The sequence below is a fragment of the Saccharopolyspora griseoalba genome, assembly GCF_042665275.1.
GTDB lineage: Bacteria > Actinomycetota > Actinomycetes > Mycobacteriales > Pseudonocardiaceae > Saccharopolyspora > Saccharopolyspora griseoalba.
The window spans coordinates 39,316-62,425 of record NZ_JBHTCJ010000015.1 but is presented as its reverse complement, the minus strand read 5'-3'; the positions used below and the strand labels follow the sequence as shown (position 1 = coordinate 62,425).

The following is a 23,110-nucleotide window of genomic DNA, read 5'->3' as shown; positions in this document are numbered from 1 at the left end:
TCATCGGGGGTGGGCAAGGCGGAGCTCCAATCGTTTGATCAGCCGCGCGGCCGGCAGGCTCACCGCGAGGAACAGGACGCCCGCGATGGTCAGCGGTTCGAGGTAGCGGTAGCTCTCCGACCCGACCGAGGTCGCGTGGTTGAGCAGCTCGAAGACCGTGATCGCCGACAGGATCGCCGAGTCCTTGAACATCTGCACCCAGTAGTTGCCGAGCACCGGCACCACGTCGCGCACCGCCTGCGGCAGCACCACGAACCGCCAGCGGTCCAGGGTGGACAGGCTCAGCGCGGTGCCCGCCTCCCACTGGCCCTTCGGCACGCCCTGGATGCCCGCCCGGTAGACCTCGGCGGTGTAGGCGCTGTAGTTGACGCCGATCACCACGATCCCGGTGACCAGCGCGCTGAACTTGATCCCGAAGTCGGGCAGCACGAAGAACGCGAAGTAGGCCTGCACCAGCAGCGGGGTGCCGCGGACGAAGAGCACGTAGAAGTCGAACACCTTGCTCAGCACCGGGATCGCCGAGTAGCGCAGCACGGCGACGAACAACCCCAGCACCAGGGCGATGGCCATGCCGATCAGGGTGATCTCGACGGTCACCCACAGCCCCTCCAGCAGGAACGGGACGATCGACCACGCGTAGGCCCAGTCCCAGATCATCAGCTCACCCGCCCGTCACCGATCGAGACCGGCCGGGCCGGGCGGGACGGATCGACCCACTTCTCCAGCCGGTTGGTGCCGAACGAGAACGCGTAGGCCACGACGAAGTACAGCACCAGGATGGCGCCGAACACCGCCGCGGTCGCCCCGGTGGTGTTGCGCACCATCTGCGCGGTGAAGGCCAGGTCGGCCACGGTCACCAGCGACACCAGCGAGGTGTTCTTGAGCAGGTCGACCAGCACGTTGCCGAACGGCGGGATCATCGAGGGGATCGCCTGCGGCAGGATCACGTGGCGCATCCGCTGGTAGGGGCTCAGGCTCAGCGCGATCGCGCCCTCCCGCTGACCGCGCGGCAGCGCGGTGATCGAGCCGCGGACGATCTCGGCGCCGTAGGCGCCCTCGTTGAGGCCGAGCGCCAGGATCGCCGCGGCGAAGGGCACCAGCTTGACCCCGAAGAACGGCAGCGCGAAGAACAGCCAGAACAGCTGCACCAGCATCGACGTTCCTCGGAAGACCTCGACGAAAACCGCTGCGGGCCAGCGCAACCAGCGCCGCGGCGACATCCTGGCCAGCCCGGCGGCGAAGGCGACGACCAGCGCGAGCACCATCCCCGCGACGGTGAGCAGGATGGTGACCAGCAGGCCTTTGAGCAGCAGCGGGGTGAAGGGCAGGAGTTGCGACATGCCCGCTCGGTTCAGCCTTCGACGCTGCAGAGCTCTTCGCGGGTCACGCCGCGCGCGGCGTCCGCGGAGAAGCCCCACTGGTCCAGGATCGAGTCGAACTCGGGGGTGTCCTTGAGCGCTTTGAGCTCCCGGTCGTAGGCGGCGACCAGGTCGGCGTCCTTCTTCCGGAAGCCCGCCCCGGAGCCGGTCTGCTGCACGTCCTGGATCGGCGGGGTGATCTCGATGCCCTCGGTCTTGAGCGAGTTCAGCGACAGCGTGGGCAGGAAGAACGCGTCCGCGCGCCCGGCCTGGACGGCCTCGATGCCGCTGCGGCCGTCGGGCACGTTGACCGTCTGGGCCGGTGGTACGCCCGCGGTCTTGAGCGCGCCGTCCTCGAAACCGCCCGGCAGCACGGCGACCCGCAGCGCGGGGTCGGCCTTGACGGCCGCGACGTCGTTGAGCCCCTTGGGGTTTCCCGCTGGGACGGCGAAGGATTCGGTGGACACCAGCTGCGGTTGCGAGTAGGCGACCTGCGAGCAGCGGGACTGCTTCATGAACAGGCCCGCGGCGATGATGTCCCAGCGGTTGGCGTTGAGCCCCGGGATCATCGACTCGTAGGGCGTGACGACGCCTTCGATCTCCGGGACGCCCATGCGCTTGAGCACCGCGGCGACCACGTCCGGCTCGGCGCCGGTGACCGTGCCGTCGGGCTTGATCTTGGTGTAGGGGGGCTCGTTGGCGATCGCGATGCGCGCGAAGCCCTGCTGCTTCAGCCGGTCCAATGTGGCCCCGGTCGGTTGTCCGCTGCCGGGGTCGGTGAAGCTGCAGCCGGTCAGCAGTCCCGCTGCGGGGACGGCCAGCGCGGCCGCGCTGGAAGCGCGAAAGAACTGTCTCCGGGAAAAGTCCGTCTTGCGCATTCGCCCGAGCCTCCCCTCGATACATCGCCCATTAGGGCGATGCGGTTGGGAGGAGACCGTAGGCCGCCCGATTTTCCCTGTCAATGCGGGAAATTCCGAAAGACCGATTCGCCGTCGCCGCTCCGGGGCGCGTCGGCGGACCCTTCGCGGGAGAACGCCCAGCGCCGCGCGCCGGGCGTTCTCGCGCGAAATGACTAGAGTCGTTCCACCGTTCGGTTGACCGCCGATCGCTGGGCCGCGGCGATGATCTCCAGTCCGACGACCGCGTCGGCCGGGTCCACCGGCGGCTCGGCGCCCTTGGTCAGCGACTTGACGACGCCGTCGTAGAAGGCCAGGTAGTTGCCGGGCTCGGTGGCGACGGTCTCCACGTCGTCGGCGGTGCCCAGATCGCCCCACTCCAGCTCGATCTCGCGACCCCAGGTGTCGTCGACCGGGCGCTTGCCCGCGCGCAGGTCGTCCTCCTGCGGGTCGTTGCCGTACTTGGTGAACGCGGCCTTGCTGCCCAGCACCCGGAACCGCGGGCCGGAGCGCGCCGCGACCTTGCTCATCCACAGGTGCGAGCGCACGCCGCTGGCGTGGGTCAGCGAGACGAACGTGTCGTCGTCGGCGCGCACGCCGGCGCGCCGCGCGTCCACCTCGGCGTAGACCTCGGAGACCGGCCCGAACAGCAGTCGGGCCTGGTCGATCAGGTGACTGCCCAGGTCGTAGAGCAGGCCCGCGACGTCCTCGGCGCCGCCGGAGTCCCGCCAGGTCGGCTTGGCCTGCGGCGACCACCGCTCGATCCGCGACTCGAACCGGTGCACCTCGCCCAGGTCACCGGACTCCAGCACCTTCTGCACGGTGCGCAGGTCGCTGTCCCAGCGGCGGTTCTGGAACACCGTCAGCAGCAGGTCCTTGGCGCGCGCGTGCTCGATGAGCGACCGGCCCTCCTCCGCGCTCGGCGCGAAGGGCTTGTCCACCACGACGGGGCAGCCCGCGTCCAGCGCGGCGGTCGCCACCTCCACGTGCGTGCGGTTCGGCGTGGTCACCACGACCAGGTCCGGTTCGCGAGCGAGCAGCGCGTCCACGTCATCGACGGTCGCGGTCTCCGGGTGCTCGGCGCGCACCTGCTCGCGACGCTCCGGGTTCGCCGTCACCACCGCGTCCAGCCGCAGCCGGCGGTGCGCGGCGATCAGCGGAGCGTGGAAGACCGATCCGCCCAGTCCGTACCCAACAATTCCGACACGAAGCTCATCGCCCATGTCCCCATTAGACACGTCAGCACGGCGTTCCCCGATTCGGGGACCAGGCGGTTCGGCCCAGAACCGCACCTCATCGGGGGACGCTAGGGCTGTTCGGGACTGCGGCGGAGCCGCTGTTCCAGGTGTGGGACCCAGCCCGCACCGCCGCAGGTTCTCCAGCGGCCTCGTGGTGCGGACGGCCGCGACGCCGCGCAGGTCGCTGCACGAGGAGCGGCGCCCGCAGCCGACGGAGCCGCTGGAGGTTCTGCCACCCGCACCGCCAAGCAAAGCAATCCCTGAACAATCCCTAGGCCAGGCTTCCCAGGTGCGGGAGGGCGTTGTCCTGCCCCGGGGAGACCAGACCGGTCTCGTAGGCGAGGATCACCAGCTGGGTCCGCGAGGAGATCTGCAGCTTCTGCATCACGTGGTAGAGGTGCGACTTCACGGTGAGCTCGGCCAGCCCGAGGTTGCGGGCGATGTCGGCGTTGGAGCCGCCGCGGGCGACCTCCAGCAGCACGTCCAGCTCGCGCTCGGTGAGCGCGCCCAGCTCGCTGCGCGCATCGCGCACGCCCAGGGCCGCGAAGCGGTGGAGCAGGCGCTTGGTCACCCGCGGCGCCAGCAGGGCCTCCCCCGCCGCGACCGTGTGCACCGCCTTGACCAGCTCCTCCGGGCTGGCGTCCTTGAGCAGGAAACCGCTGGCCCCGGCGCGCAGCGCGCCGTAGACGTACTCGTCGAGGTCGTGCACCGTCAGCATGATCACCGAGGTGCGCCCCTCGGTCTCGGCGATGATCTCCTGCGCTGCGGCGATGCCGTCCTTGCCCGGCATCCGCACGTCGAGCAGCACCACGTCGGGGCGGCGCCGACGAACGGCGGCCACCGCGGAGTCGCCGTCGGCGGCCTCGGCGAGCACCCGCAGGCCCGGTTCGTTGGACAGCAGCGCGACCAACCCGGCGCGGATCATCGCTTGGTCATCGGCAACCAGGACAGTCGTCTCCGCAGTTTCCACCGAAGCCTCCTAGGTCCCGGCGACCGGAATACCGGTTCAGGCCAGGTCCGAATTTTCCGGGCACGGTAGCACGGCTTCCAAGCGAAATCCGTTCATGACGGGATGCGCGGTCAAGGTTCCGCCCAGCAGCGCAACGCGTTCCCGCAGTCCGATCAAGCCGTGCCCCGACTGTTGGGGCGCAGGCCGCTGCACCACGTCATCGAGCACCCCGGACTCGTTGGTCACCTCGATGCGCAGCTGGGTGGCGCCGTAGTCGAGCAGCACCCGCGCGCGTCCCGCGCCGGCGTGCTTGAGCACGTTGGTCATCGCCTCCTGCACGATGCGGTAGGCGGTCATCTCCACCGCAGCGCTGAGGTCCCGGATCTGCCCGCGCCGGGTCAGCTTCCAGTCCACGTGCCCGCCGCGCACCGAGGCCACCAGATCGTCCAGCGCGTCCAGCGTCGGCGCCGGCTGCCAGTCGACGGTCTCCTGGCCCGAGGCGTCGCGGTCGCGCAGCGCGTTGAGCACGTCGCGCATCTCGGCCAGCGCCCCGCGCGAACTGGACTCCAGCTCCTGCAGGGTCTCCCTGGCGTGGTCGGGATCGCGGTCGATGACCGCGCGCGCCACACCCGCGCGCAGGGCGACCACCGAGAGGTTGTGCGAGACGATGTCGTGGAACTCCCGCGCGATGCGCGCGCGCTCGATCGACGCAGCGTCGGCGGCGAGCTGGTCGCGCGCGTCGTCGAGCAGCGCCATCGTCCGCTCCAGCTGCTCGGCGCGGCGCCTGCCGATCTTGACCGCGTAGGCCAGACCCACCACGATCACCAGGTTCACGATCGCACCGGTCACCCGGAGCATCCCGACCAGCGCGGGCATCTGGTAGGCGATCGCATCGGCGACCGGGTAGCACATCGCCAGCGCCGCGGCGCCGGCCATCACCGGAGGTGTGCTGCGCACGCACACCGAGTACAGCGCGACCTGGATGATCAGGTTCAGGCCGCCGATGCTCAGCTGCATGCTGGTCAGCCCGATGGTCACGCCGACCAGCACCAGCAGCACCGTCCACGGCGCGCGGCGCCGCAGCGGCAGCAGGCAGCTGGCCGGGACGCCGACCAGCATCGGCCCCCACCAGGGCATCCACGGCGGGTGCTCGGAGATGGTCAGGTCGAACGCGTAGAGCACCGAGACGACCGCGACGAAGGCCAGGTCGCCCAGGCTCACCCGGTGCGCGACGGCCCACTTCCACCACCCCGACCGCGACCGCGGCAACACCACGCCGCCTGCGACCTGCTCGACCATCGCACCTGCCCGTTCCGCCGCTCGACCGCGCCGGGCATCGCGGATGACCGGCGCTGGAACCGACCGCGCGTGCGCCGCGGGCACCGGAGTCGGGGGGTCCGATGCCCGGCAGCACACCGCACCCGCGCCGGCGCACCGAACGGCGGGCAGGGAAAGTCTGCCCGCCGTTCGGTGAGTCAACATCCGCCGGAAGGCGGAGTCTACGACGTTGCGTATCAGGCTTGCGGTGGATTCAGTATCCGCGTGCCACCCAATCGTCGAACTGCGGGACGACTGCGCCGATGGTCGTTGACTCTCCGTGTCCGGGGAGGACGCGGGTCTCGGGCGGCAGCGGGAGCAGCCGGTCGCGGATGGACTCGGTGATCACCCCGAAGTCCGAGTACGACCTGCCGGTGGCGCCGGGACCGCCCGCGAACAGCGTGTCCCCGGTGAACACCACGCCCAGCTCCGGCGAGTAGAAGCACACCGCGCCGGGCGCGTGGCCGGGCGTGTGCAGGACCTCCAGGGTGCCGTCGCCGATCTCCACCGCCTCGCCGTCGGTGAAGAACCGGTCCGGCTCGCGGTCGGGGTGGGTGAGGTTCCACAGCACCAGGTCGTCGGCGTGCAGGTGGATCGGGGCGCCGACCGCGTCGGCCAGCTCCGGGGCCTTGCGGACGTGGTCGTCGTGCGCGTGCGTGCACAGCACGTGCCGCACCTGGCGGTCCCCGACCAGCGCCCGGATGACGGCCACGTCGTGCGGTGCGTCGAGCACCACGCACTCGGCGTCGTCGCCGACCACCCAGGCGTTGTTGTCGACCTCGTGGGTCTGGCCGTCCAGGGAGAACGTCCCGGACGTGGTCGCGTGATCGATGCGCAGGGTCATCCGAAGGTCACCACCGAACGCAGCACCTCGCCGCGGTGCATCTTCTCGAAGGCCTGCTCCACCTGGTCGAGCGCGATGCGCTCGGTCACGAACTTCTCCAGCGGCAGCCTGCCCTGCGCGCTGAGCTCCACCAGCATCGGGAAGTCGCGCTCGGGCAGGCAGTCGCCGTACCAGGAGGACTTGATCGCGCCGCCGCGGCCGAAGACGTCCAGCAGCGGCAGGTCCAGGGTCATCTCGGGCGTCGGCACGCCGACCAGCACGACCGTTCCCGCGAGGTCGCGGGCGTAGAACGCCTGCTTGAAGGTCTCCACCCGGCCGACGGCGTCGATGACCACGTCGGCGCCGTTGCCGTCGGTGAGCTCGCGGACGGCCTCGACGGTGTCGCTCTCGGCGGCGTTGACGGTGTGCGTGGCGCCGAACTCGCGCGCCCAGTCGAGCTTCTTGGGGTCGGTGTCGATCGCGATGATCCGCCGCGCCCCGGCCATCGCCGCCCCGGCCACGGCCCCGTCGCCCACGCCGCCGCAACCGATGATCGCCACGGTGTCACCCGGCTTCGCACCGCCGGTGTTGACCGCCGAGCCGATGCCGGCCATCACGCCGCAGCCCAGCAGCCCGGCCACCGCCGGCTCCGCCGCCGGGTCCACCTTCGTGCACTGCCCGGCGTGCACCAGGGTCTTCTCCGCGAAGGCACCGATGCCCAGCGCGGGCGACAGCGGGGTGCCGTCGGCCAGGGTCATCGGCTGCGCCGCGTTGTGGGTGTCGAAGCAGTACTGCGGGCGGCCGCGCTTGCAGGCCCGGCAGCTGCCGCAGACCGCGCGCCAGTTGAGCACCACGAAATCGCCCGGCGCCACGTCGGTCACGCCGTCGCCCACCTGCTCGACGACGCCCGCGGCCTCGTGCCCGAGCAGGAACGGGTACTCGTCGCTGATCCCGCCTTCGCGGTAGTGCAGGTCGGTGTGGCAGACCCCGCAGGCCTGCACTCGCACGACCGCCTCGCCGGGACCCGGGTCGGGGACCTTGATGGCCTGAACCTCGACCGGCCGACCCTTGCCGGTCGACACCACCGCTTGGACGTCGGACACGTCTCGCCTCCCGGGAGATGACTGGAGCTGCGGGTGGATGCTGCGCGCTCGCGCTTCGCGCAGCACATCGTCGTATGCGCGCGTCGGCATCACAAGGGCTCGGCGATCATGACGCCCGATCGCGTCGGACACTCTTCGTGTTCGCGCGATTACTGTATGATTCCATCGCGGATGGGGAGGCCGAGCATGGTGGACACGCGGAGCGCGGAGCCTCGGGCGATGGACCTGACCCGCCCGGCGGCCGCGCGCATCTACGACTCGTTCCTCGGGGGCTCGCACAACTTCGGCGTCGACCGCGAGGTGGTGGAGCGCATCGGGGGCGAGCTGCCCGGCATCGGCGAGAGCTACTGGGAGAACCGGGCGTTCCTGCGCCGCGCCGTGGAGTTCATGCTCGCCCACGGCGTCCGGCAGTTCCTCGACCTCGGCTCCGGCATCCCGACGATCGGGCCTGTGCACGAGATCGCCCGGCGCCGCACCCGCGAGTTCCGGGTGGTCTACGTGGAGAACGAGCCGCTGACCGTCGCGCACAGCAGGCCCCTGCTGGCCGCGGAACCGAACGCCACGATCATCCACGACGACCTGCGCGCGCCCGACTCGGTGCTGCGCACCTCGCAGGTCCGGCAGTTCCTCGACCTCGACCGCCCGATCGGCCTGCTGATGTCGGCCGTGCTGCACTTCGTGCCGGACACCGATCGCCCCGCCGAGCTCGTCGAGGCCTACCGCGATGCGCTGGCGCCCGGCAGCCACCTGCTGATCTCGCACCTGACCGACAGCCACGACCCCGCGGCGATGCAGGTGCTCACCGGCTTCTACATGGAGAGCTCGGATCCGATGCACCCGCGCGGGACCAGCGTGGTCGAGAAGTTCTTCGGCGACTTCGAGCAGGTGCCTCCCGGGCCGGCCCTGCTGTCGGACTGGCGCCCGGAACCCGGGGCCCGCGACCGCCCGACCTACGCGCTCCTCCACGGTGGGGTCGCGCGCAAGCCGTGAGCGGCCCTCAACTCCCGCGGCGAACCGGGAGCAGGAGCACGCCCGCGGTGATCGCGCAGATGCCCGCGGCCAGCCAGGCGCTGCCCAGTCCCGCGTGCTGCGCGAGCAGGCCGAAGAGCAGCGGGCCCAGGCTGCCGCCCAGGTAGATGCCGGTCTGGGTGAACGAGGTCGCGCTGGCGACCCGGCCCGGGTTGAGCTTGGCCACCGCGAAGTTCAGCAGCCCCGGCCAGGCCCAGCCCGCGCCGAAGCCGATGGCCACGCCCAGCAGGAACACCGGCTGGGCGTGCACCGCCATGAGGCCGTAGCCCACCGAGCCGACCAGCAGCATCACCGTGATCGCGCGCACCAGGTTCGGGTTGCCGCGATCGGCCAGGACCCCGGCGAACAAGCGGACCACCAGACCGACCGCCGATCCCAGCGAGAGCACCAGGCCCGCCGCCCAGGGGCTGAACCCCACGCCGACCGCGGTGGTGGTCACGAAGGCCCCGAGCGCGTTGGCCGCGGCGGACCCCAGGCCGCCGGAGATGGCGATCAGCAGCAGCGTGCCCCGGCCCGATCCCTCGCCCCGCTCGGCGACGCGAGCCGGCGCGGAGCGCTCGGCCGCGGGCAGCGCCGGCACCGTGGCCGCGGCCACCAGTCCGACGACCCCGGCGATGACGAACACCCAGCGCCAGCCGACGGTCAGCGCGATCGCCGGCACCGCGACCCCGGCCAGCAGCGTGGCCGTCGGGATCGACGACTGCTTCACGCCGAAGCCCATGCCGCGGCGCGCGGGCGGGATGCCCTGCGCGATCAGCAGGTTCGACGCGGGCTGGGCCAGCGAGTTGGGCAGACCGGCCAGCCACAGCAGGGCCAGCAACCAGCCGACACCGGGTGCGAGGGCCAGGCCGAACAGGCAGGTCGCGCTGCCCAGCGCGCCCAGGCGCATGCCCGCCCGGGCGCCGATGCGCTCGGTCAACCAGCCCATGCTTCGGGAGCACAACGAGGCCACGCCGAAGAACCCGGCCGCGCCGAAGCCCAGCAGCGCGGCCCCGAAGCCCAGGTCCTGCTGCAGCTGGACGCCCAGGCCGCCGATGAGGAACACCGGGAACACCCCGACGGTCACCACCGCGGCCACCGAGCTCAGCACGCGCGGCACCCCGGTGCCGCGTTGCGCTCCGGCCGCCACCGCCGACATGGGTCCTCCCGCTTCGGCGCTCGAAAGGTCCTCCCAGCGTCTTGACCCGAACGGTTTTTAGCAACGCTAACGTGACCGACGCCTCCGGCCCCGCTGATTCACCCGCGGAAGGCCGCCAGCCCGGTCATCGCCTGGCCGATGGTCAGCGCGTGCATCTCGCTGGTGCCCTCGTAGGTCAGCACCGATTCGAGGTTGGTCATGTGCCGGATCACCGGGTACTCCAGCGAGATCCCGTTGGCGCCCAGCACCGTCCTGGCGCTGCGGGCCACCTCCAGGGCGCCGCGCACGTTGTCCAGCTTGCCGAAGCTGACCTGCTGCGGGATGAGCTGCCCGGCGTCCTTGCGCTTGCCCAGCTGCAGCGCGAGCAGTCGGCCGTTCTGCACCCGGATGGCCATGTCGGCCAGCTTGGACTGGGTGAGCTGGAACCCGCCGATCGGCTTGCCGAACTGCTCGCGGCTGGTCGCGTACTCCAGCGCGGTCTCCAGGCAGCTGCGACCGGCCCCGACCGAGCCCCAGACGATGCCGTAGCGCGCCTCGTTGAGGCAGGACAGCGGACCGCGCAGCCCCGTGACCTCGGGCAGCACCGCGTCCGCGGGCAGCCGGACGTCGTCGAGCACCAGCTCGGAGGTCACCGAAGCGCGCAACGAGAGCTTGTGCTTGATCTCCGGAGCGGAGAAGCCCGGCGTGTCGGTGGGCACCACGAACCCGCGCACGCCCTCGTCGGTCTGCGCCCACACCACCGCCACCGAGGCGATGCTGCCGTTGGTGATCCACATCTTGCGGCCGTTGAGCACCCAGTCGTCGCCGTCGCGGCGCGCGGCGGTGCGCATCGAGGCCGGATCGGAACCGTGGTCGGGCTCGGTCAAGCCGAAGCAGCCCAGCGCCTCACCGGCGGCCATCCGGGGCAGCCACTGCTGCTTGTGCTCCTCGGAGCCCCAGCGCCAGATCGCGTACATCGCCAGCGATCCCTGCACCGAGACCAGCGAGCGCAGACCGGAGTCGCAGGCCTCCAGCTCCTCGCAGGCGATGCCGTAGTCCACAGCGGACAGACCGGCGCAGCCGTAGCCCTCCAGGTGCATGCCGAGCACGCCGAGCTTGCCCAGCTCGCGGGCGAGCTCGCGGGCCTGCGGGAACTCGCCGCGCTCGTACCAGTCGGCCACGTGCGGCTGGACGTGGTCGCGGCACAGGGCGCGAACGCTCTCCCGGATGGCCAGCTGCTCCGGGGTGAACTCGGCGTCGATGCCCAGCGGGTCGCGCGGGTCGAAGGCGGGACGGTTGCCTGCGCTCATTGCGTGCTCCTCCTTGAGCTGATCGGGGGAAGCGGCTGCTCGGGGTCCTCGAGCCAGCCGAGGACCTCCTTGGTGTGCTCGCCGAGCTGCGGCGGCGGGCTCGCCCCCGCGCTGCCGTGCTCGGAGAAGTCGATCGGGTTGCGGATCTGCACCGCCGCTCCCCCGCCCGGTTCGACGATCGGCTCCAGGCCGAGGGTTTCGGCCAGGTGCACCGCGCCCGCGAGGTCGTTGACCTGCCCGCAGGCGATGCCCGCCGAGGTCAGCCTGCGCTGCCAGTCGGCCGCGGTGCGCGCGCCGAGCACGTTCTCCAGCGAGCGCACCAGCTCCTCGCGGTTGGCCACCCGCTGCGCGTTGGTGGCGAAGCGCTCGTCGTCGGCCAGCGAGACCAGCCCGAGCGCCTGGCACAGCGCGCGGAACTGGGCGTCGTTCCCCACCGCCACGGCCAGGAGGGCGTCCTCGCAGCGCAGGGTCTCGTACGGGGCGATGCTGGGATGCCTGTTGCCCATCCGCTGCGGGGAGGCGCCGGTGGCGAGCAGGCTGGAGGTCTGGTTGGCCAGCGAGCCGAGCAGGCTGGACAGCAGGTTTACCTCGACGTGCTGGCCGCGACCGGTGCGGTCGCGATGCCGCAGCGCGGCCAGGATGCCCATCGCGGCGTCCTTGCCGGTGAGCACGTCGACCACCGCCACGCCGACCTTCATCGGCTGGCGACCGGGTTCGCCGGTGATGCTCATCAGGCCGCCGAGGGCCTGCACCACGAAGTCGTAGCCGGGCAGCTCGGCTCCGCCCTTGCTGCCGAAGCCGGAGATCGAGGTGTAGATCAGGCCGGGGTTGAGCTCGCGCGCGCTCTCCCAGTCCAGCCCGTGCTTGGCCAGCGAACCGGCCTTGAAGTTCTCCACCAGCACGTCGGCGCGGGCCACCAGCTCGCGCGCCGCGCGCAGGTCCTGCTCGTCGCCGAGGTCGAGGTTGATGCTGCGCTTGCTGCGGTTGACCGACTCGAAGTAGGCCGAGCCCTGCTCGGTCCACGGTGGACCCCACGAGCGGGTGTCGTCGCCGGATCCCGGGCGCTCCACCTTGATCACGGTCGCGCCCATGTCGGCGAGCAGCATGGTCGCGTACGGGCCGGCGAGAACCCGGCTGAAGTCCGCGACGACCACGCCGTCCAGCGGCAGCGTTTCCACGACGTCCACCTTTCCGCCGGCGCGCGGGGCCGAACGCGCCACGCCGCACCACGACTCCCCGGTGCGCACCAGCTGACCTGCTTGCGCTCGGGCGAAGTTGGATCCAATATACAAGTGATCGGACCGGGGTCAACCCGTTCGGCGGCAGCTCGGCGGAGATTTGACCGATCGGCTGAGACCGCCGAAAACCCAGCGCAGCGCGGGGGAAAGCGACGATGCGACGACCGCCCACCACCCAGGAGTTCGTGCTCGACGAGCTCCGCAGGTCCATCTCCGCGGGCGAGCTCGCGCCGGGCCAGCCGATCCGGCAGGACGGCATCGCCCAGCGCCTGGGCGTGAGCCGAGTTCCGCTGCGCGAAGCGCTGAAGACCCTGGAGGCCGAGGGGCAGGTGATCTACCAGCCGCATCGCGGTTACTCGGTGGCCGAGCTGTCGCTGAGCGACCTGCTGGAGGTCTACCGGATGCGCGAGCTGCTGGAGGGCGAGGCGGCGCGGGTGGCCGTCGACCGGTTCACCGAGACCGACCTGACCAGGGTGGCCGACGCCCAGCAGGACGTGGAGCGCGCCGCCGAGCGCGGGGACCTCGTCGCGATGATCGCGGCCAACCGCCGGTTCCACTTCGCGCTGCTCGAACCGGCCGGGATGCCGCGCCTGCTGCGGGTGGTGCGCACGCTGTGGGACACCACCGACGCCTACCGCGCGGTGTACTACAACGCCGAGCCGAACCGGGCGCGCGTGCGCGCCGAGCACGCGGAGATCATCCGCGCCGCCCGCGACCGCGACGGCGAGGAGCTGACCCGGCTGCTCGGCCAGCACCGCGAGCACGCCGTGCAGGACCTGCGCGAAACCATCGCGGAGTAGGCGCACCGGACCGGATCGGAGAGAAGATCCCCGCGCACCGGGTGCGCGGGGATCCCCGATCGGAGGCGGAGCGAGCTCACTCCCAGGTGTAGAAGCCCTTGCCGGTCTTCTTGCCCTTGAGGCCCGCGTCGACCATGCGCTGCAGCAGCGGCGGGGCGGCGTAGGTCGGTTCGGCGTACTCGGCGTGCATGGAGTCGGCGATGGCCTTGACGGTGTCCAGGCCGACCATGTCGGCGAGCTTGAGCGGCCCCATCGGGTGGGCGCAGCCCAGCACCATGCCGTTGTCGATGTCCTCGGCCGAGGCGAAACCGCCCTCGCACATCCGGATCGCCGAGAGCAGGTACGGCACGAGCAGCGCGTTGACGATGAACCCCGAGCGGTCCTGGGCGCGGATGGTCTCCTTGCCCAGCTGCTCGGTGGCGAAGGCGTCCGCGCGAGCGATGGTGTCCTCGCTGGTGAGCAGGGAGGGAACCAGCTCGACGAGCTTGAGCACCGGTACCGGGTTGAAGAAGTGCACGCCCAGCACCTTGTCCGGCCGCCCGGTGGCGCCGGCGAGCTTGGCGATCGGGATGGAGGAGGTGTTCGACGCCAGGATCGCGTCCGGGTCGGTCACCACCTTGTCCAGCTCGGCGAACAGCTTGAGCTTGAGCCCCTCGTCCTCGGCGATCGCCTCGATGACCAGCTGCCGGTCGTCGAGGTCGCCGACGGTGGTGGTGAAGTGCAGCCGCGCTTGGGTCTCGTCGCGCTCCGCCTCGGTGATCTTGCCCTTCTGCACCGCTCGGTTCAGCGACTTCCACAGCCCGCTGCGAGCCGCCCGAGCCGCGTCGTCGCTGACCTCGCAGACGATCACGTCGAGGCCGGCGCGGGCACCCACCTCGGCGATGCCGCCGCCCATCTGACCGCCCCCGACGACTCCCAGGCGTTCGATCTTGCTCACCGCACCCATCCCTTCGCTTCCGGCCGCACTGCCGCTCGGCGACGCTGATCCGGCCAGATCATGCCAAAACCCGGTGGGTGAGCACCGATCAACGTGGGTGACGACACGCCACGCGCACGGGGAGCCGGGTCCAACACCCCCAGGACCCGGCTCCACCGGTCGAACCCCCGGTCCGACCCTGACCCCCATTACCCCTACAGGTTACAACACCGTCCGTGAACGAGCGCATGCGCTCCGGATGCACAAGATCAACTCCGGTCTCGATCGGGTGACAAAGCTGGAACGAGCCGGGGTTCGACCGAGCGCCGACGCGCTGGATTCCCCGGGAGAAGCCAGCGCTGCTGCGAGAATTCGACGCCATGAGCAACCGCGTTCCGCCGCTGCGCCGGAGGATGGTCGCGCGCGACCCGGACGAGGCGCACCGCGCGGCGACCCCGCTGGAGCTGCTGTTCGACCTCTGCTTCGTCGCGGCCGTCGGCCAGGCCGCCGTCCAGCTGCACCACGGGCTGGCCGAGGGCCACTTCGGCACCTACGTCGCGGGCTACGGGATGGTCTTCTTCGCCATCTGGTGGGCCTGGATGAACTTCACCTGGTTCGCCTCGGCCTACGACACCGACGACGCGCCGTACCGGGTGCTGACGCTGGTGCAGATGGCCGGAGTCCTGGTGCTGGCCGCCGGGGTGCCGCAGGCCTTCGACCACTACGACTTCACCGTCGTGACCATCGGCTACCTGATCATGCGGATCGGGCTGATCGGTCAATGGCTGCGCGCCGCGGCCGAGCACCCCGAGGGGCGCGGCTGCACGCTGCGCTACGCGAGCGGGCTCGCGGTGGTGCAGGTCGGCTGGCTGCTGCGGTTGCTGCTGCCCGCGGGCTGGGCCGAGGCGGGCTTCCTGGTGCTGGTGGTGGCGGAGCTGGCGGTCCCGGCCTACGCGGAGCGCGGGCTGCGATCCGCCTGGCACCCGCACCACATCGCCGAGCGCTACGGGCTGTTCACCATCATCGTGCTCGGCGAGGTCGTGCTGGCCAGCGTCGCGGCGGTGCAGGAGGACGTCAGCGACGGCGGGTGGTCGCCCGACCTGGTGCTGATCAGCCTGGGCGGCCTGCTGATGATCTTCGCGATGTGGTGGACCTACTTCAAGGACTCCGCGGTCGAGCGCCTCCGCGAGAAGCACCTCCGGGTCGCGTTGACCTGGGGATACGGGCACCTCCTGGTGTTCGCCTCGGCCGCGGCGGTCGGCGCCGGGCTGGAAGTGGCCATCGACGTCGACGCGCACCGAGCGCACGTCGGCGAGGTCACCGCGGGCCTGTCGCTGGCGGTGCCGCTGGCCGTGTTCCTGCTGACCACCGCCGCGCTGCAGATCGGCGTCGCCGGGGCCGGCCGCGCGGTCGCCGCGATCGCCCTGGCCGGATCGGTGCTGCTGCTGGGCGCAGCGCTGCTGGCCGAGGTGCTGACCGTGCCGCTGACCGTGCTCGCCCTCGGCGTGATCGCGGTGCTGGTGCTGGTGGCCGGGCTCGTCGAGCAGCAGCGGCTGCGCTGAGCTCAGCGCAGCGCCCGCGCGGCCACCTCGGCCGCCGCGGTCAGATCCGCGCCCGCCCGGCCGTAGCCGGACGAGCTGGGTTCGCCGAGCAGCAGCGCCACCGCGTAGCGCTGCTCCCACAGGCCGGCGCTGTGCGTCCACACCCGGCCCTCGCTGCAGCACGCCCAGGCGGTCTTCACGGCCCTGCCGCCGACGCGCATCAGGCCGATGTTCTGGTCGAAGCCGTCGGCGGCCCGCTCCGGCGCGGCGTTGAGGGATCCCAGGATCAGCCGGCGGTCCGCCGCGTCCACGCTGGTCAGCACGTGCCGGTAGACCACCGCGACGTCGCGGGCCGAGGTCGCCGCCTCGCCCCACCACCCGGGGCGCTCGGGTGGTCGGGTGTCGTGCAGTTCGAGCCGAGCCGCCACCCTGCGCACCGCGTCCTGGCCGCCGAACCGCGACCACAGCTCGTTCATCGCGGCGTCGTCGCTCGGCCCCAGCATCCGGCGCACGAGCTCGCGCACCCGCGCGCCGTCCAGCCCCCGCTCCAGCACGTCGACCACGAGGACCAGCTTGGTCAGCGAGGCGGCATACATCGGCTCGGACCCCGCGCTGCCGACGACGAGGTCACCGGTGCGGCGGTCCAGCACGGCGACGCCGACCGCGGCCCGCGCGTGCGCGCCGCTCCAGCGCTCGACGGCGGCCACCGCCGCGGGGGCCCGGCTCGGCGACACCCGGACGGGTTCCTCCGACGGTGCTCGCACGGGCCGCTCCGCGGGTGGCGGGCTCAGCGCGGTTCCCGCGGGCCAGGCCGAGCCCGTCAGCAACGCGCACAGCGCGATCCCCACCAGCAGACAGCGACTGCGCGGCGCCCTCGAACCGGCCGCGGTAGCCACCGCCGCCGGTTACCCGAGGGCTCGCGCCCGGAAACCGCGCCTCCGGTCCGACGACCTACTTCGGCGCGTTCTCGCAGCTCGGGTTGAGCAGCTTCTGGACCTCCGGGCTGTCCACGTTCTCCTCGGTGATCAGCGTGGAACCGGTGTCGGTGCCCGCCGGGGCCGCACCGCTGCCCCGGACCTCGGCGATCGCCGCGCTGACCGCGTCGTGGCCCATCTTGAACGGGTTCTGCGCGATCAGGCCGGTGATCACGCCCTCGCGCAGCGCCTTGATCTCGCCCTCCGAGGTGTCCCAGCCGATGATCTTCACCTGGCCCGCCTTGCCCGCCTGGCGGACCGCCTCGGCCGCGCCCAGCACGCTGGGCTCGTTGGCCGCGTAGATGCCGTTGAGGTCCGGGTTGGCGGTCAGGATGTCCTGGGTGACCTGCAGGGCCTTGTTGTAGTCGCTGTCGCTGGACTGCCGCGCCACCAGCTCCAGGCCCGGGTGCTTGGCCATCCCGCGCTCGAAGCCCTCGCGCCTGGTGTCGTTGGTGCTGGTGCCCGCCTGGAACTCGATGAGCGCGACCTTGCCCCGGCCGCCCAGCTGCTGGGCCAGCTCGTCGGTGGCCCGCTCGGCGGCGGCGACGTTGTTGGTGGCGTAGACCGGGACGTCCTCGGGCTGCGGCTCGGTGCCCGAGTCCATGTTGACCACCGTGGTGCCCTGCCCCTGCGCGGACTTGGTGACCTCGGAGAGCGCCTTGGCATCGGTGGCCGCGTACACCAGGCCCTTGATGTCGCCCTGCGCGAGCAAGTCCTGCAGCAGGCTCTGCTGCCCGCTGACGTCGGTCTCCGCGCTCACGCCGTCCCAGTGCAGCTCGACGTCCCGGTGCTTGGACCCCGCGCACTCCGCGCCGATGCGCACCTTCTCCCAGAAGTCGAACCCGATGGCCTTGGGCACGACCGCGATCTTGATCGGGCCCTCGGCCTGGCTGCCACCGCCGGACTGCTGGTGCACCCCGACGCTGCAGCCGGTGGCGAGAACCGAGAGCGCCACGCACGTGGCGGAGAGAACCTTCTTCAACGCCGAGCTCCTTTGCTCTTCGCGAGTTTCGCTATCCGGCTTCCCGGCCGAGCTTGCGGCGCTGGTAGTAGTCCCACCACACGGCCAGCCAGATGATCACGCCGATCAGCACGTTCTGGTAGAAGGTGCCGATGTTGAGCTGCACCGCGCCGTTGCGGATCACCGCGACCAGGAAGGCCCCGATCAGCGAACCGAGCACGGTGCCGCGCCCGCCGAAGAGGCTGGCGCCACCGATGACCACCGCCGCGATCACGTCCAGCTCCAGGCCCTCGCCGAAGTTCGGCTGGCCGGAGTTGATCCGCGACGCCGCGATCATGCCGCCGAGCCCGGCCAGCGCGCCGGAGAGCACGTACACCGACGTGGTGTAGCGCTTGACCGGAACACCGGACAGCCGCGCGGCCTCCAGGTTGGAACCCATCACGTAGGCGTAGCGGCCGAGCCTGGTGCGGGTGAGCACCAGGTGCCCCAGCAGGGCGACCACCACGATCAGCAGCACCGGGATCGGCAGCGCGCCGATCACTCCCTGCCCGAGCAGCCGGAACGAGTCCGGGGCCCCGAACACCGCCACCGCTCCGGTGACGATGAGCACGAGACCTCGCCCGACGCTGAGCATTCCGAGCGTGGCGATGAACGGCGGCAGTCCGACCACCGACACCAGCAGCCCGTTGACCAGGCCGGCGGCCGCGCCCACCGCGACGCCGCCGAGGATGCCCAGCAGCGGGTTGAACCCGAAGTCGGCCATCAGCATCACGCCGATGACCCCGGACAGCGCCGCGACCGACCCGACCGACAGGTCGATGCCGCCGGTGATGATCACCAGGGTGACGCCGACGGCCATCACCGCGTTCACCGAGGTCTGCGACCCGAGGTTGAACAGGTTGTCGGCGCTGAGGAACGACGGCGCGACGATCGACAGGATCACGAACACCACGATCAGCGCACCGGCCGCGGCGACCTGCGAGATCGCCCCGGACAGCCGGTCGCGCAGGCCGCCCAGCGGCCCGCTCGCGGCGGTCGAGTCCGATTTCGGCTCAGTCATGGTTGCTCCTCGCTCCGGTCGCGAGCGCGACCACGCGTTCCTCGGAGAACTCCGCGCGCGGCACCTCGCCCGTGATCCGGCCGCCGCGCATGACCAGGATCCGGTCGCACATGTTGAGCAGCTCCGGCAGGTAGCTGGAGATCAGCACCACGGCCTTGCCCCGCTCGGCCAGCAGATCCATCTGCTGGAACATCTCGGACTTGGCGCCGACGTCCATGCCGCGGCCGGGCTCGTCGAAGAACAGCACCTCGGCGCCGGTCTCCAACCAGCGGGCCAGCACCACCTTCTGCTGGTTTCCGCCGGAGAGCGTGTTGACCGGGCGGCCCACCCACGGCACCCGGATGCGCAGCGCGTCGCGCTGGCGCTCGGCGATGCGGCGCTCGCCGGAGAGGTCGATCAGCCCGTGCCGCAGCATCGGCAGCTTGGCAAGGGTGATGTTCTTGTCCACGCCCAGCTGCAGCGCGAGCCCGTCCTCCTTGCGGCTCTCGGTGAGGTAGCCGATGCCGGCGGCGATCGCGTCCGCGGGACCGCGGATGCGGAGCTCCCTCCCGTCCAGCGCGATCGCGCCGCGGTCCGGTGGCTCGGCGCCGAAGACGGCCCTGGCCAGTTCGGTCCGCCCGGCACCGACCAGCCCGGCCAGCCCGACGATCTCGCCCGCCCGGACCTCGAAGGACACGTCGTGCACGAGATCCCCGCGGCTGAGGCCGTCCACCCGCAACCGCACCTCGCCGGGGGCCTGGTGGGTGCGCGGGTAGAGGTTGGCGACGTCGCGGCCGACCATGAGCTGCACCAGGCGCGCTTCGTCCAGTTCGGTCACCCGGCTGGTCTCCACCACCGCGCCGTCGCGCATCACGGTGACGCGGTCGCCGATCTCGAAGATCTCGTCGAGCCGGTGCGAGATGTAGAGCACCGCGATGCCCTGGGCGGTGAGCTCCCGGACGATGCCGAACAGCTCCTCGGTCTCCCGCTCGGTCAGGCTCGCGGTCGGCTCGTCGAGGATGAGCACCTTCGCCCGCACCGCCAGGGCCTTGGCCAGCTCGACGCGCTGCTGCTCCGCTGTGGACAGCAGCGCCACCCGCTTGCCCGGATCGACGTCGAGCCCCACGCGCTCCAGCAGCCGACCGGCCGCGCGGCGCTCGTCCGACCGCGAGATCCAACCACCGCGCCCGGGTTCGTCGCCGATGAACAGGTTCTCGGCCACCGACAGGTCGGGGGCCAGCGCGAACTCCTGGTGGACCATGGACACCCCGAGGCGGCGCGCCGCGCCGGGGCCGCGGAAGTCGACCCGCTGCCCGTCGAGCTCGACGTGCCCGCTGCTGGGTTCATCCACCTGGGCGATGAGCTTCATCAGTGTCGACTTGCCCGCGCCGTTCTCGCCCGCGAACACGTGCACCTCGCCGGGCGGGACGTCGAGGGTCACGTCGTCGACGGCCACCACGCCGGGGAACCGCTTGCCGACGCCGCGCAGCGCGACGGCGGGACGTGCCTGCTCATCGGGTGCCACGACGCGCCTCCCTCGATCCTCGTCGATCGCGTTCCAGGCTCGCGGTGCGCCGGATCATACCCACGCGGACCGAACGGGCGAAAGACTTGCCACAAAGCCAAGTAACCGATTACTGGCCGCATCGCGAACGGGCCCGGCCGAGCGTCGGCCGGACACGCCCGGCCCCGGGTACGTAAGCTCGGCGGGGAAAGGGACGTTCGGCGGACTGGGGGCGAAGCACGTGCAGCCGTTGCTGGCGAGCGACCCGACGGCGGTCGACGACTACCGGCTGCTGGCGCGGCTCGGCAGCGGGGCGATGGGCGGGGTCTACCTCGGACGCTCCCGCGGCGGCCGGATCGTCGCGGTCAAGCTGATCCGCGCCGACCTCGCCGAGGACCCGGAGTTCCGCGAGCGGTTCCGCCGCGAGGCCGAGGCCGCGCGCTCGGTGGGCGGGTTCTGGACCGCCGCGGTGGTCAGCGCCGATCCCGATGCCGAGCAGCCGTGGCTGGCCACCGAGTACGTCCCCGGCCCGACCCTGCACGCGGCGGTCTCCGACCACGGCCCGCTGCCCGAGGCCACCGTGCGCAGCCTCGGCGCCGGGTTGGCCGAGGCGCTGGTGGCCATCCACGAAGCCGGCCTGGTGCACCGCGACCTCAAGCCCGCCAACGTCCTGCTCGGCCCGGACGGCCCGCGCGTCATCGACTTCGGCATCGCCCGCGCGATGACCGGGCACTCGCTGACCGCGACCGGGATATTCCTGGGCACGCCCGGCTTCTTCTCCCCCGAGCAGACGCTGGGCGCCGACGTCGGCCCGCCCAGCGACGTGTTCTCCCTCGGCGCGGTGCTGGCCTTCGCCGCCACCGCGACCGGGCCCTTCGGCGAGGAGAGCACGGCGGCGCTGCTCTACCGCGTCGCGCACGGCGAGCCCGACCTGTCGGAGGTTCCCGCGGGCCTGCGCGAGCTGCTGGCCGACTGCCTGGCCAAGGACCCGGCCGCGCGACCGACCCCGGCTCAGCTGCTGGACCGCATCGGCGAGACCAAACCGCAGGGCAGCGGCTGGCTGCCGCCGTCGATCACCGCGGTGATCACCCAGCACACCACCGAGCTGCAGCGCACCGCGCAGGCTCCCCCGCCGCAGCCGACGCCGGTCGGCGCGCCGAAGCCCGCGACGCTGCAGGTCCCGCCCGCGCAGCCACCCGCCCCGGCGCCCGCGCCGGGCCGGCCCGCGCAGCCCCCGCGGGCGCAGCCGCCCGCGCGACCGCCGATGGGCGAGCCGATCCGCCCCCGGCAACCGCAGCAGACCCGCAGCGAACCGCGGGTGCGGCGGGACGGGCCGGGACCCGAGTTCCGCACCGCAGGACGGGCCGGATCGGTGATCTGGGCGTTCGTGTTCGCGTTGCTGCTGCTGGGCGCGTACGCCGCGGCCCGCTTCCTGGGCCCCGGTGCGGCCGGGCTGCTGCCCGCAGGCGGCGACACCGCGGTGCTCGCCGCCCAGATCGGAGTGGCGCTGCTGGTCCTCGGGCTGGTCTGGTCGGTCCTGCGAGCGCTCGTCCCGCACCTGCGTTTGAAGATCAATTCCGAGGGCGTGGTGGTCTCCCGTCTGGGCATGACCCGGGAGATCCCGTGGTCGCAGGTCTCGCGGGTGGGCGTCGCCGGGAAGGGCAAGTCGGCGGCGCTGGCGGTGTGGTTCACCGACGGGTCGGTCCCGCCCTCCCGGCCGTGGCACCGGGTCGGCCGCTACCACGGTGGCGCCACGGTGTTCCCGATCGGCGCGACCGGCGGGATCATCACCCGCAGGCAGCAGGCCCGCAAGGTCCGCGAGGCCCTGGGGCAGTACGCCCCCGGCCGCTACGACTCCCGGATGCTGTGAGCCGTTCAGGCCACCGGCAGCACGCAGGTCGGGCTCGGCGCCGGAACCGGATCGCCGAGCGGGGCGAGGTCGTCCGCGGTGAGGGCGAGGACGTCGTTGCTGCGCTGACCCGCCACCAGCAACGTCGACCCGTCCGGGGAGAGCGCGATGTGGCGGGGACCGGAAACGCCCGCCGGGCGGATGTCGACCAGGCGGAGCTCGCCGTCGGCCGCTTCGGCGTCGAAGACCGCGATGCTGTCGTGGCCGCGGTTGGAGGCGAACACGTACCGGCCGCGCGGGTCCACCACGACCTCGGCGGCGAGGTTGGCCCGCGCGTAGTCCGGGGGCAGCGTGGACAGGGTGCGCAGCGGGGTGAGCTCCCCGGTGCGCGCGTCGTAGTCGAACTCGGTGATCGACGAGGCCAGCTCGTTGAGCAGGTACCCGCGTTCGCCGTCCGGGTGGAAGGCCAGGTGGCGCGGTCCCGACCCGGGGCGCAGCGCGATCGCGCGGTCGTCGCTGAGATGCCCGGTGTCGGTGTCGAAGTCGTATACGTGCACCGAATCGGAGCCGAGGTCGACCGCGAGCACGCGTCCGGCGGGATCGGCCAGCACCTGGTGGACGTGCGGCCCCTCCTGGCGGTGCGGGTTGGGCCCGCTACCGCTGTGCTGCACCACGTGGGTCGCCGCGCGCAGCGCCCCGCCCTCCCCGATCGGGTGGACCGCGATGCTGCCCGAGCGGTAGTTGGCGGCGAGCAGGTAGCGGCCGCACGGGTGCACGCTCAGGTGGCACGGCTCCGATCCCCCGGTCGGCTGCGAGTTCAGCTCGCGCAGCGTCCCGTCGGGGCGCACCGACAGCGCTACCACCCGTCCCTCCTGGCGTTCGGAGACCGCGTAGACCGTGCCGCCGTCCGGGGCCAGCACAAGGAACGACGGATCGGCGACCGCGGCGACGCGCCCGGTGGCCCGCAGCGCACCACCCCCATCGGCCTCGGCCATCCCGATCCCGGCGACGTCGTCACCGGTCGTGTAGGCCCCCAGGTACACCCGGTAGGCACCGCTGTCCGGCATCTGCACCTCGCTCTCGTCGCTGCGTCCCATGGTGCCGGTGCGGGCGGTTCACCGACAGATCACCCACCAGGACAACAAAAC

The 23,110-nt window shown here is 71.9% G+C and carries 21 protein-coding genes; 4 read left to right on the top strand and 17 right to left on the bottom strand.

What is annotated here, in order from left to right:
• The 8 genes from ehuD to ACFQRI_RS23170 form a co-directional block, all read right to left on the bottom strand.
• On the bottom strand, nucleotides 1-657 hold the full coding sequence (gene ehuD / locus ACFQRI_RS23205; RefSeq protein ID WP_380672009.1) for an ectoine/hydroxyectoine ABC transporter permease subunit EhuD: 657 nt from the start codon (nucleotides 655-657) through the stop codon (nucleotides 1-3).
• Nucleotides 657-1,340, bottom strand: a complete 684-nt coding sequence (ehuC, locus tag ACFQRI_RS23200; protein ID WP_380672007.1) for an ectoine/hydroxyectoine ABC transporter permease subunit EhuC — start codon at nucleotides 1,338-1,340, stop codon at nucleotides 657-659. The genes ehuD and ehuC overlap by 1 nt, the downstream gene beginning before the upstream one ends.
• A gap of 11 nt (nucleotides 1,341-1,351) precedes the next feature.
• Nucleotides 1,352-2,236, bottom strand: coding sequence for an ectoine/hydroxyectoine ABC transporter substrate-binding protein EhuB (gene ehuB / locus ACFQRI_RS23195; protein ID WP_380672005.1), 885 nt, complete (start codon nucleotides 2,234-2,236; stop codon nucleotides 1,352-1,354).
• Nucleotides 2,237-2,430: 194 nt separating this feature from the next.
• Nucleotides 2,431-3,477: a Gfo/Idh/MocA family oxidoreductase gene (locus ACFQRI_RS23190; RefSeq protein ID WP_380672003.1), complete on the bottom strand. Its 1,047-nt coding sequence runs from the start codon at nucleotides 3,475-3,477 to the stop codon at nucleotides 2,431-2,433.
• A 286-nt stretch (nucleotides 3,478-3,763) separates the two neighbouring features.
• Entirely contained in the window at nucleotides 3,764-4,462 is a 699-nt protein-coding gene (locus tag ACFQRI_RS23185; protein ID WP_380672001.1) for a response regulator, read from the bottom strand.
• A gap of 36 nt (nucleotides 4,463-4,498) precedes the next feature.
• Nucleotides 4,499-5,740 (bottom strand): sensor histidine kinase, encoded by a 1,242-nt coding sequence (locus ACFQRI_RS23180; RefSeq protein WP_380671999.1) that lies wholly within the window; start codon nucleotides 5,738-5,740, stop codon nucleotides 4,499-4,501.
• A 232-nt stretch (nucleotides 5,741-5,972) separates the two neighbouring features.
• The gene (locus tag ACFQRI_RS23175; RefSeq protein WP_380671997.1) at nucleotides 5,973-6,602 is read right to left on the bottom strand and encodes an MBL fold metallo-hydrolase; all 630 of its coding nucleotides are present in this window, start codon (nucleotides 6,600-6,602) and stop codon (nucleotides 5,973-5,975) included.
• Entirely contained in the window at nucleotides 6,599-7,684 is a 1,086-nt protein-coding gene (locus tag ACFQRI_RS23170) for an S-(hydroxymethyl)mycothiol dehydrogenase (protein ID WP_380671995.1), read from the bottom strand. The genes ACFQRI_RS23175 and ACFQRI_RS23170 overlap by 4 nt, the downstream gene beginning before the upstream one ends.
• Nucleotides 7,685-7,870: 186 nt before the next feature.
• Between ACFQRI_RS23170 and ACFQRI_RS23165 the strand changes: the two genes are divergently transcribed.
• Nucleotides 7,871-8,674, top strand: coding sequence for an SAM-dependent methyltransferase (locus ACFQRI_RS23165; RefSeq protein WP_380671994.1), 804 nt, complete (start codon nucleotides 7,871-7,873; stop codon nucleotides 8,672-8,674).
• A 7-nt stretch (nucleotides 8,675-8,681) separates the two neighbouring features.
• Here the strand turns inward: ACFQRI_RS23165 and ACFQRI_RS23160 are convergent, their stop codons facing one another.
• From ACFQRI_RS23160 to ACFQRI_RS23150, 3 genes are all read right to left on the bottom strand, one after another.
• A complete protein-coding gene (locus ACFQRI_RS23160) occupies nucleotides 8,682-9,851 on the bottom strand; it encodes an MFS transporter (RefSeq protein ID WP_380671992.1) in 1,170 nt (389 codons plus the stop codon).
• Between the two features lie 98 nt (nucleotides 9,852-9,949).
• Nucleotides 9,950-11,140 (bottom strand): acyl-CoA dehydrogenase family protein, encoded by a 1,191-nt coding sequence (locus ACFQRI_RS23155; RefSeq protein ID WP_380671990.1) that lies wholly within the window; start codon nucleotides 11,138-11,140, stop codon nucleotides 9,950-9,952.
• Nucleotides 11,137-12,318, bottom strand: a complete 1,182-nt coding sequence (locus ACFQRI_RS23150; protein ID WP_380671988.1) for a CaiB/BaiF CoA transferase family protein — start codon at nucleotides 12,316-12,318, stop codon at nucleotides 11,137-11,139. The genes ACFQRI_RS23155 and ACFQRI_RS23150 overlap by 4 nt, the downstream gene beginning before the upstream one ends.
• Before the next feature lie 215 nt (nucleotides 12,319-12,533).
• On the opposite strand from ACFQRI_RS23150, the gene ACFQRI_RS23145 reads away from it, so the two are divergent.
• Nucleotides 12,534-13,178 (top strand): GntR family transcriptional regulator, encoded by a 645-nt coding sequence (locus ACFQRI_RS23145; RefSeq protein WP_380671986.1) that lies wholly within the window; start codon nucleotides 12,534-12,536, stop codon nucleotides 13,176-13,178.
• 76 nt (nucleotides 13,179-13,254) lie between these two features.
• On the opposite strand, the gene ACFQRI_RS23140 is transcribed toward ACFQRI_RS23145, so the two are convergent.
• The gene (locus ACFQRI_RS23140; protein WP_380671984.1) at nucleotides 13,255-14,115 is read right to left on the bottom strand and encodes a 3-hydroxybutyryl-CoA dehydrogenase; all 861 of its coding nucleotides are present in this window, start codon (nucleotides 14,113-14,115) and stop codon (nucleotides 13,255-13,257) included.
• A gap of 359 nt (nucleotides 14,116-14,474) precedes the next feature.
• Between ACFQRI_RS23140 and ACFQRI_RS23135 the strand changes: the two genes are divergently transcribed.
• Entirely contained in the window at nucleotides 14,475-15,656 is a 1,182-nt protein-coding gene (locus tag ACFQRI_RS23135) for a low temperature requirement protein A (RefSeq protein ID WP_380671982.1), read from the top strand.
• Nucleotides 15,657-15,658: 2 nt separating this feature from the next.
• On the opposite strand, the gene ACFQRI_RS23130 is transcribed toward ACFQRI_RS23135, so the two are convergent.
• From ACFQRI_RS23130 to ACFQRI_RS23115, 4 genes are all read right to left on the bottom strand, one after another.
• Nucleotides 15,659-16,399, bottom strand: a complete 741-nt coding sequence (locus ACFQRI_RS23130) for a serine hydrolase (protein ID WP_380671980.1) — start codon at nucleotides 16,397-16,399, stop codon at nucleotides 15,659-15,661.
• A 187-nt stretch (nucleotides 16,400-16,586) separates the two neighbouring features.
• The gene (locus ACFQRI_RS23125; RefSeq protein ID WP_380671978.1) at nucleotides 16,587-17,591 is read right to left on the bottom strand and encodes a sugar ABC transporter substrate-binding protein; all 1,005 of its coding nucleotides are present in this window, start codon (nucleotides 17,589-17,591) and stop codon (nucleotides 16,587-16,589) included.
• Between the two features lie 31 nt (nucleotides 17,592-17,622).
• Nucleotides 17,623-18,630, bottom strand: a complete 1,008-nt coding sequence (locus ACFQRI_RS23120) for an ABC transporter permease (RefSeq protein WP_380671976.1) — start codon at nucleotides 18,628-18,630, stop codon at nucleotides 17,623-17,625.
• Nucleotides 18,623-20,134 carry a sugar ABC transporter ATP-binding protein gene (locus tag ACFQRI_RS23115; protein ID WP_380671974.1) on the bottom strand — a complete coding sequence of 504 codons (1,512 nt, stop codon included), beginning with the start codon at nucleotides 20,132-20,134 and terminating at the stop codon, nucleotides 18,623-18,625. The genes ACFQRI_RS23120 and ACFQRI_RS23115 overlap by 8 nt, the downstream gene beginning before the upstream one ends.
• Nucleotides 20,135-20,354: 220 nt before the next feature.
• Here ACFQRI_RS23115 and ACFQRI_RS23110 point away from each other — a divergent pair, with 220 nt between their 5' ends.
• The gene (locus ACFQRI_RS23110) at nucleotides 20,355-21,983 is read left to right on the top strand and encodes a serine/threonine-protein kinase (protein ID WP_380671972.1); all 1,629 of its coding nucleotides are present in this window, start codon (nucleotides 20,355-20,357) and stop codon (nucleotides 21,981-21,983) included.
• A 5-nt stretch (nucleotides 21,984-21,988) separates the two neighbouring features.
• On the opposite strand, the gene ACFQRI_RS23105 is transcribed toward ACFQRI_RS23110, so the two are convergent.
• Complete coding sequence (locus tag ACFQRI_RS23105) at nucleotides 21,989-23,059, bottom strand: lactonase family protein (RefSeq protein ID WP_380671971.1); 1,071 nt, start codon at nucleotides 23,057-23,059, stop codon at nucleotides 21,989-21,991.
• Nucleotides 23,060-23,110 lie beyond the last annotated feature (51 nt).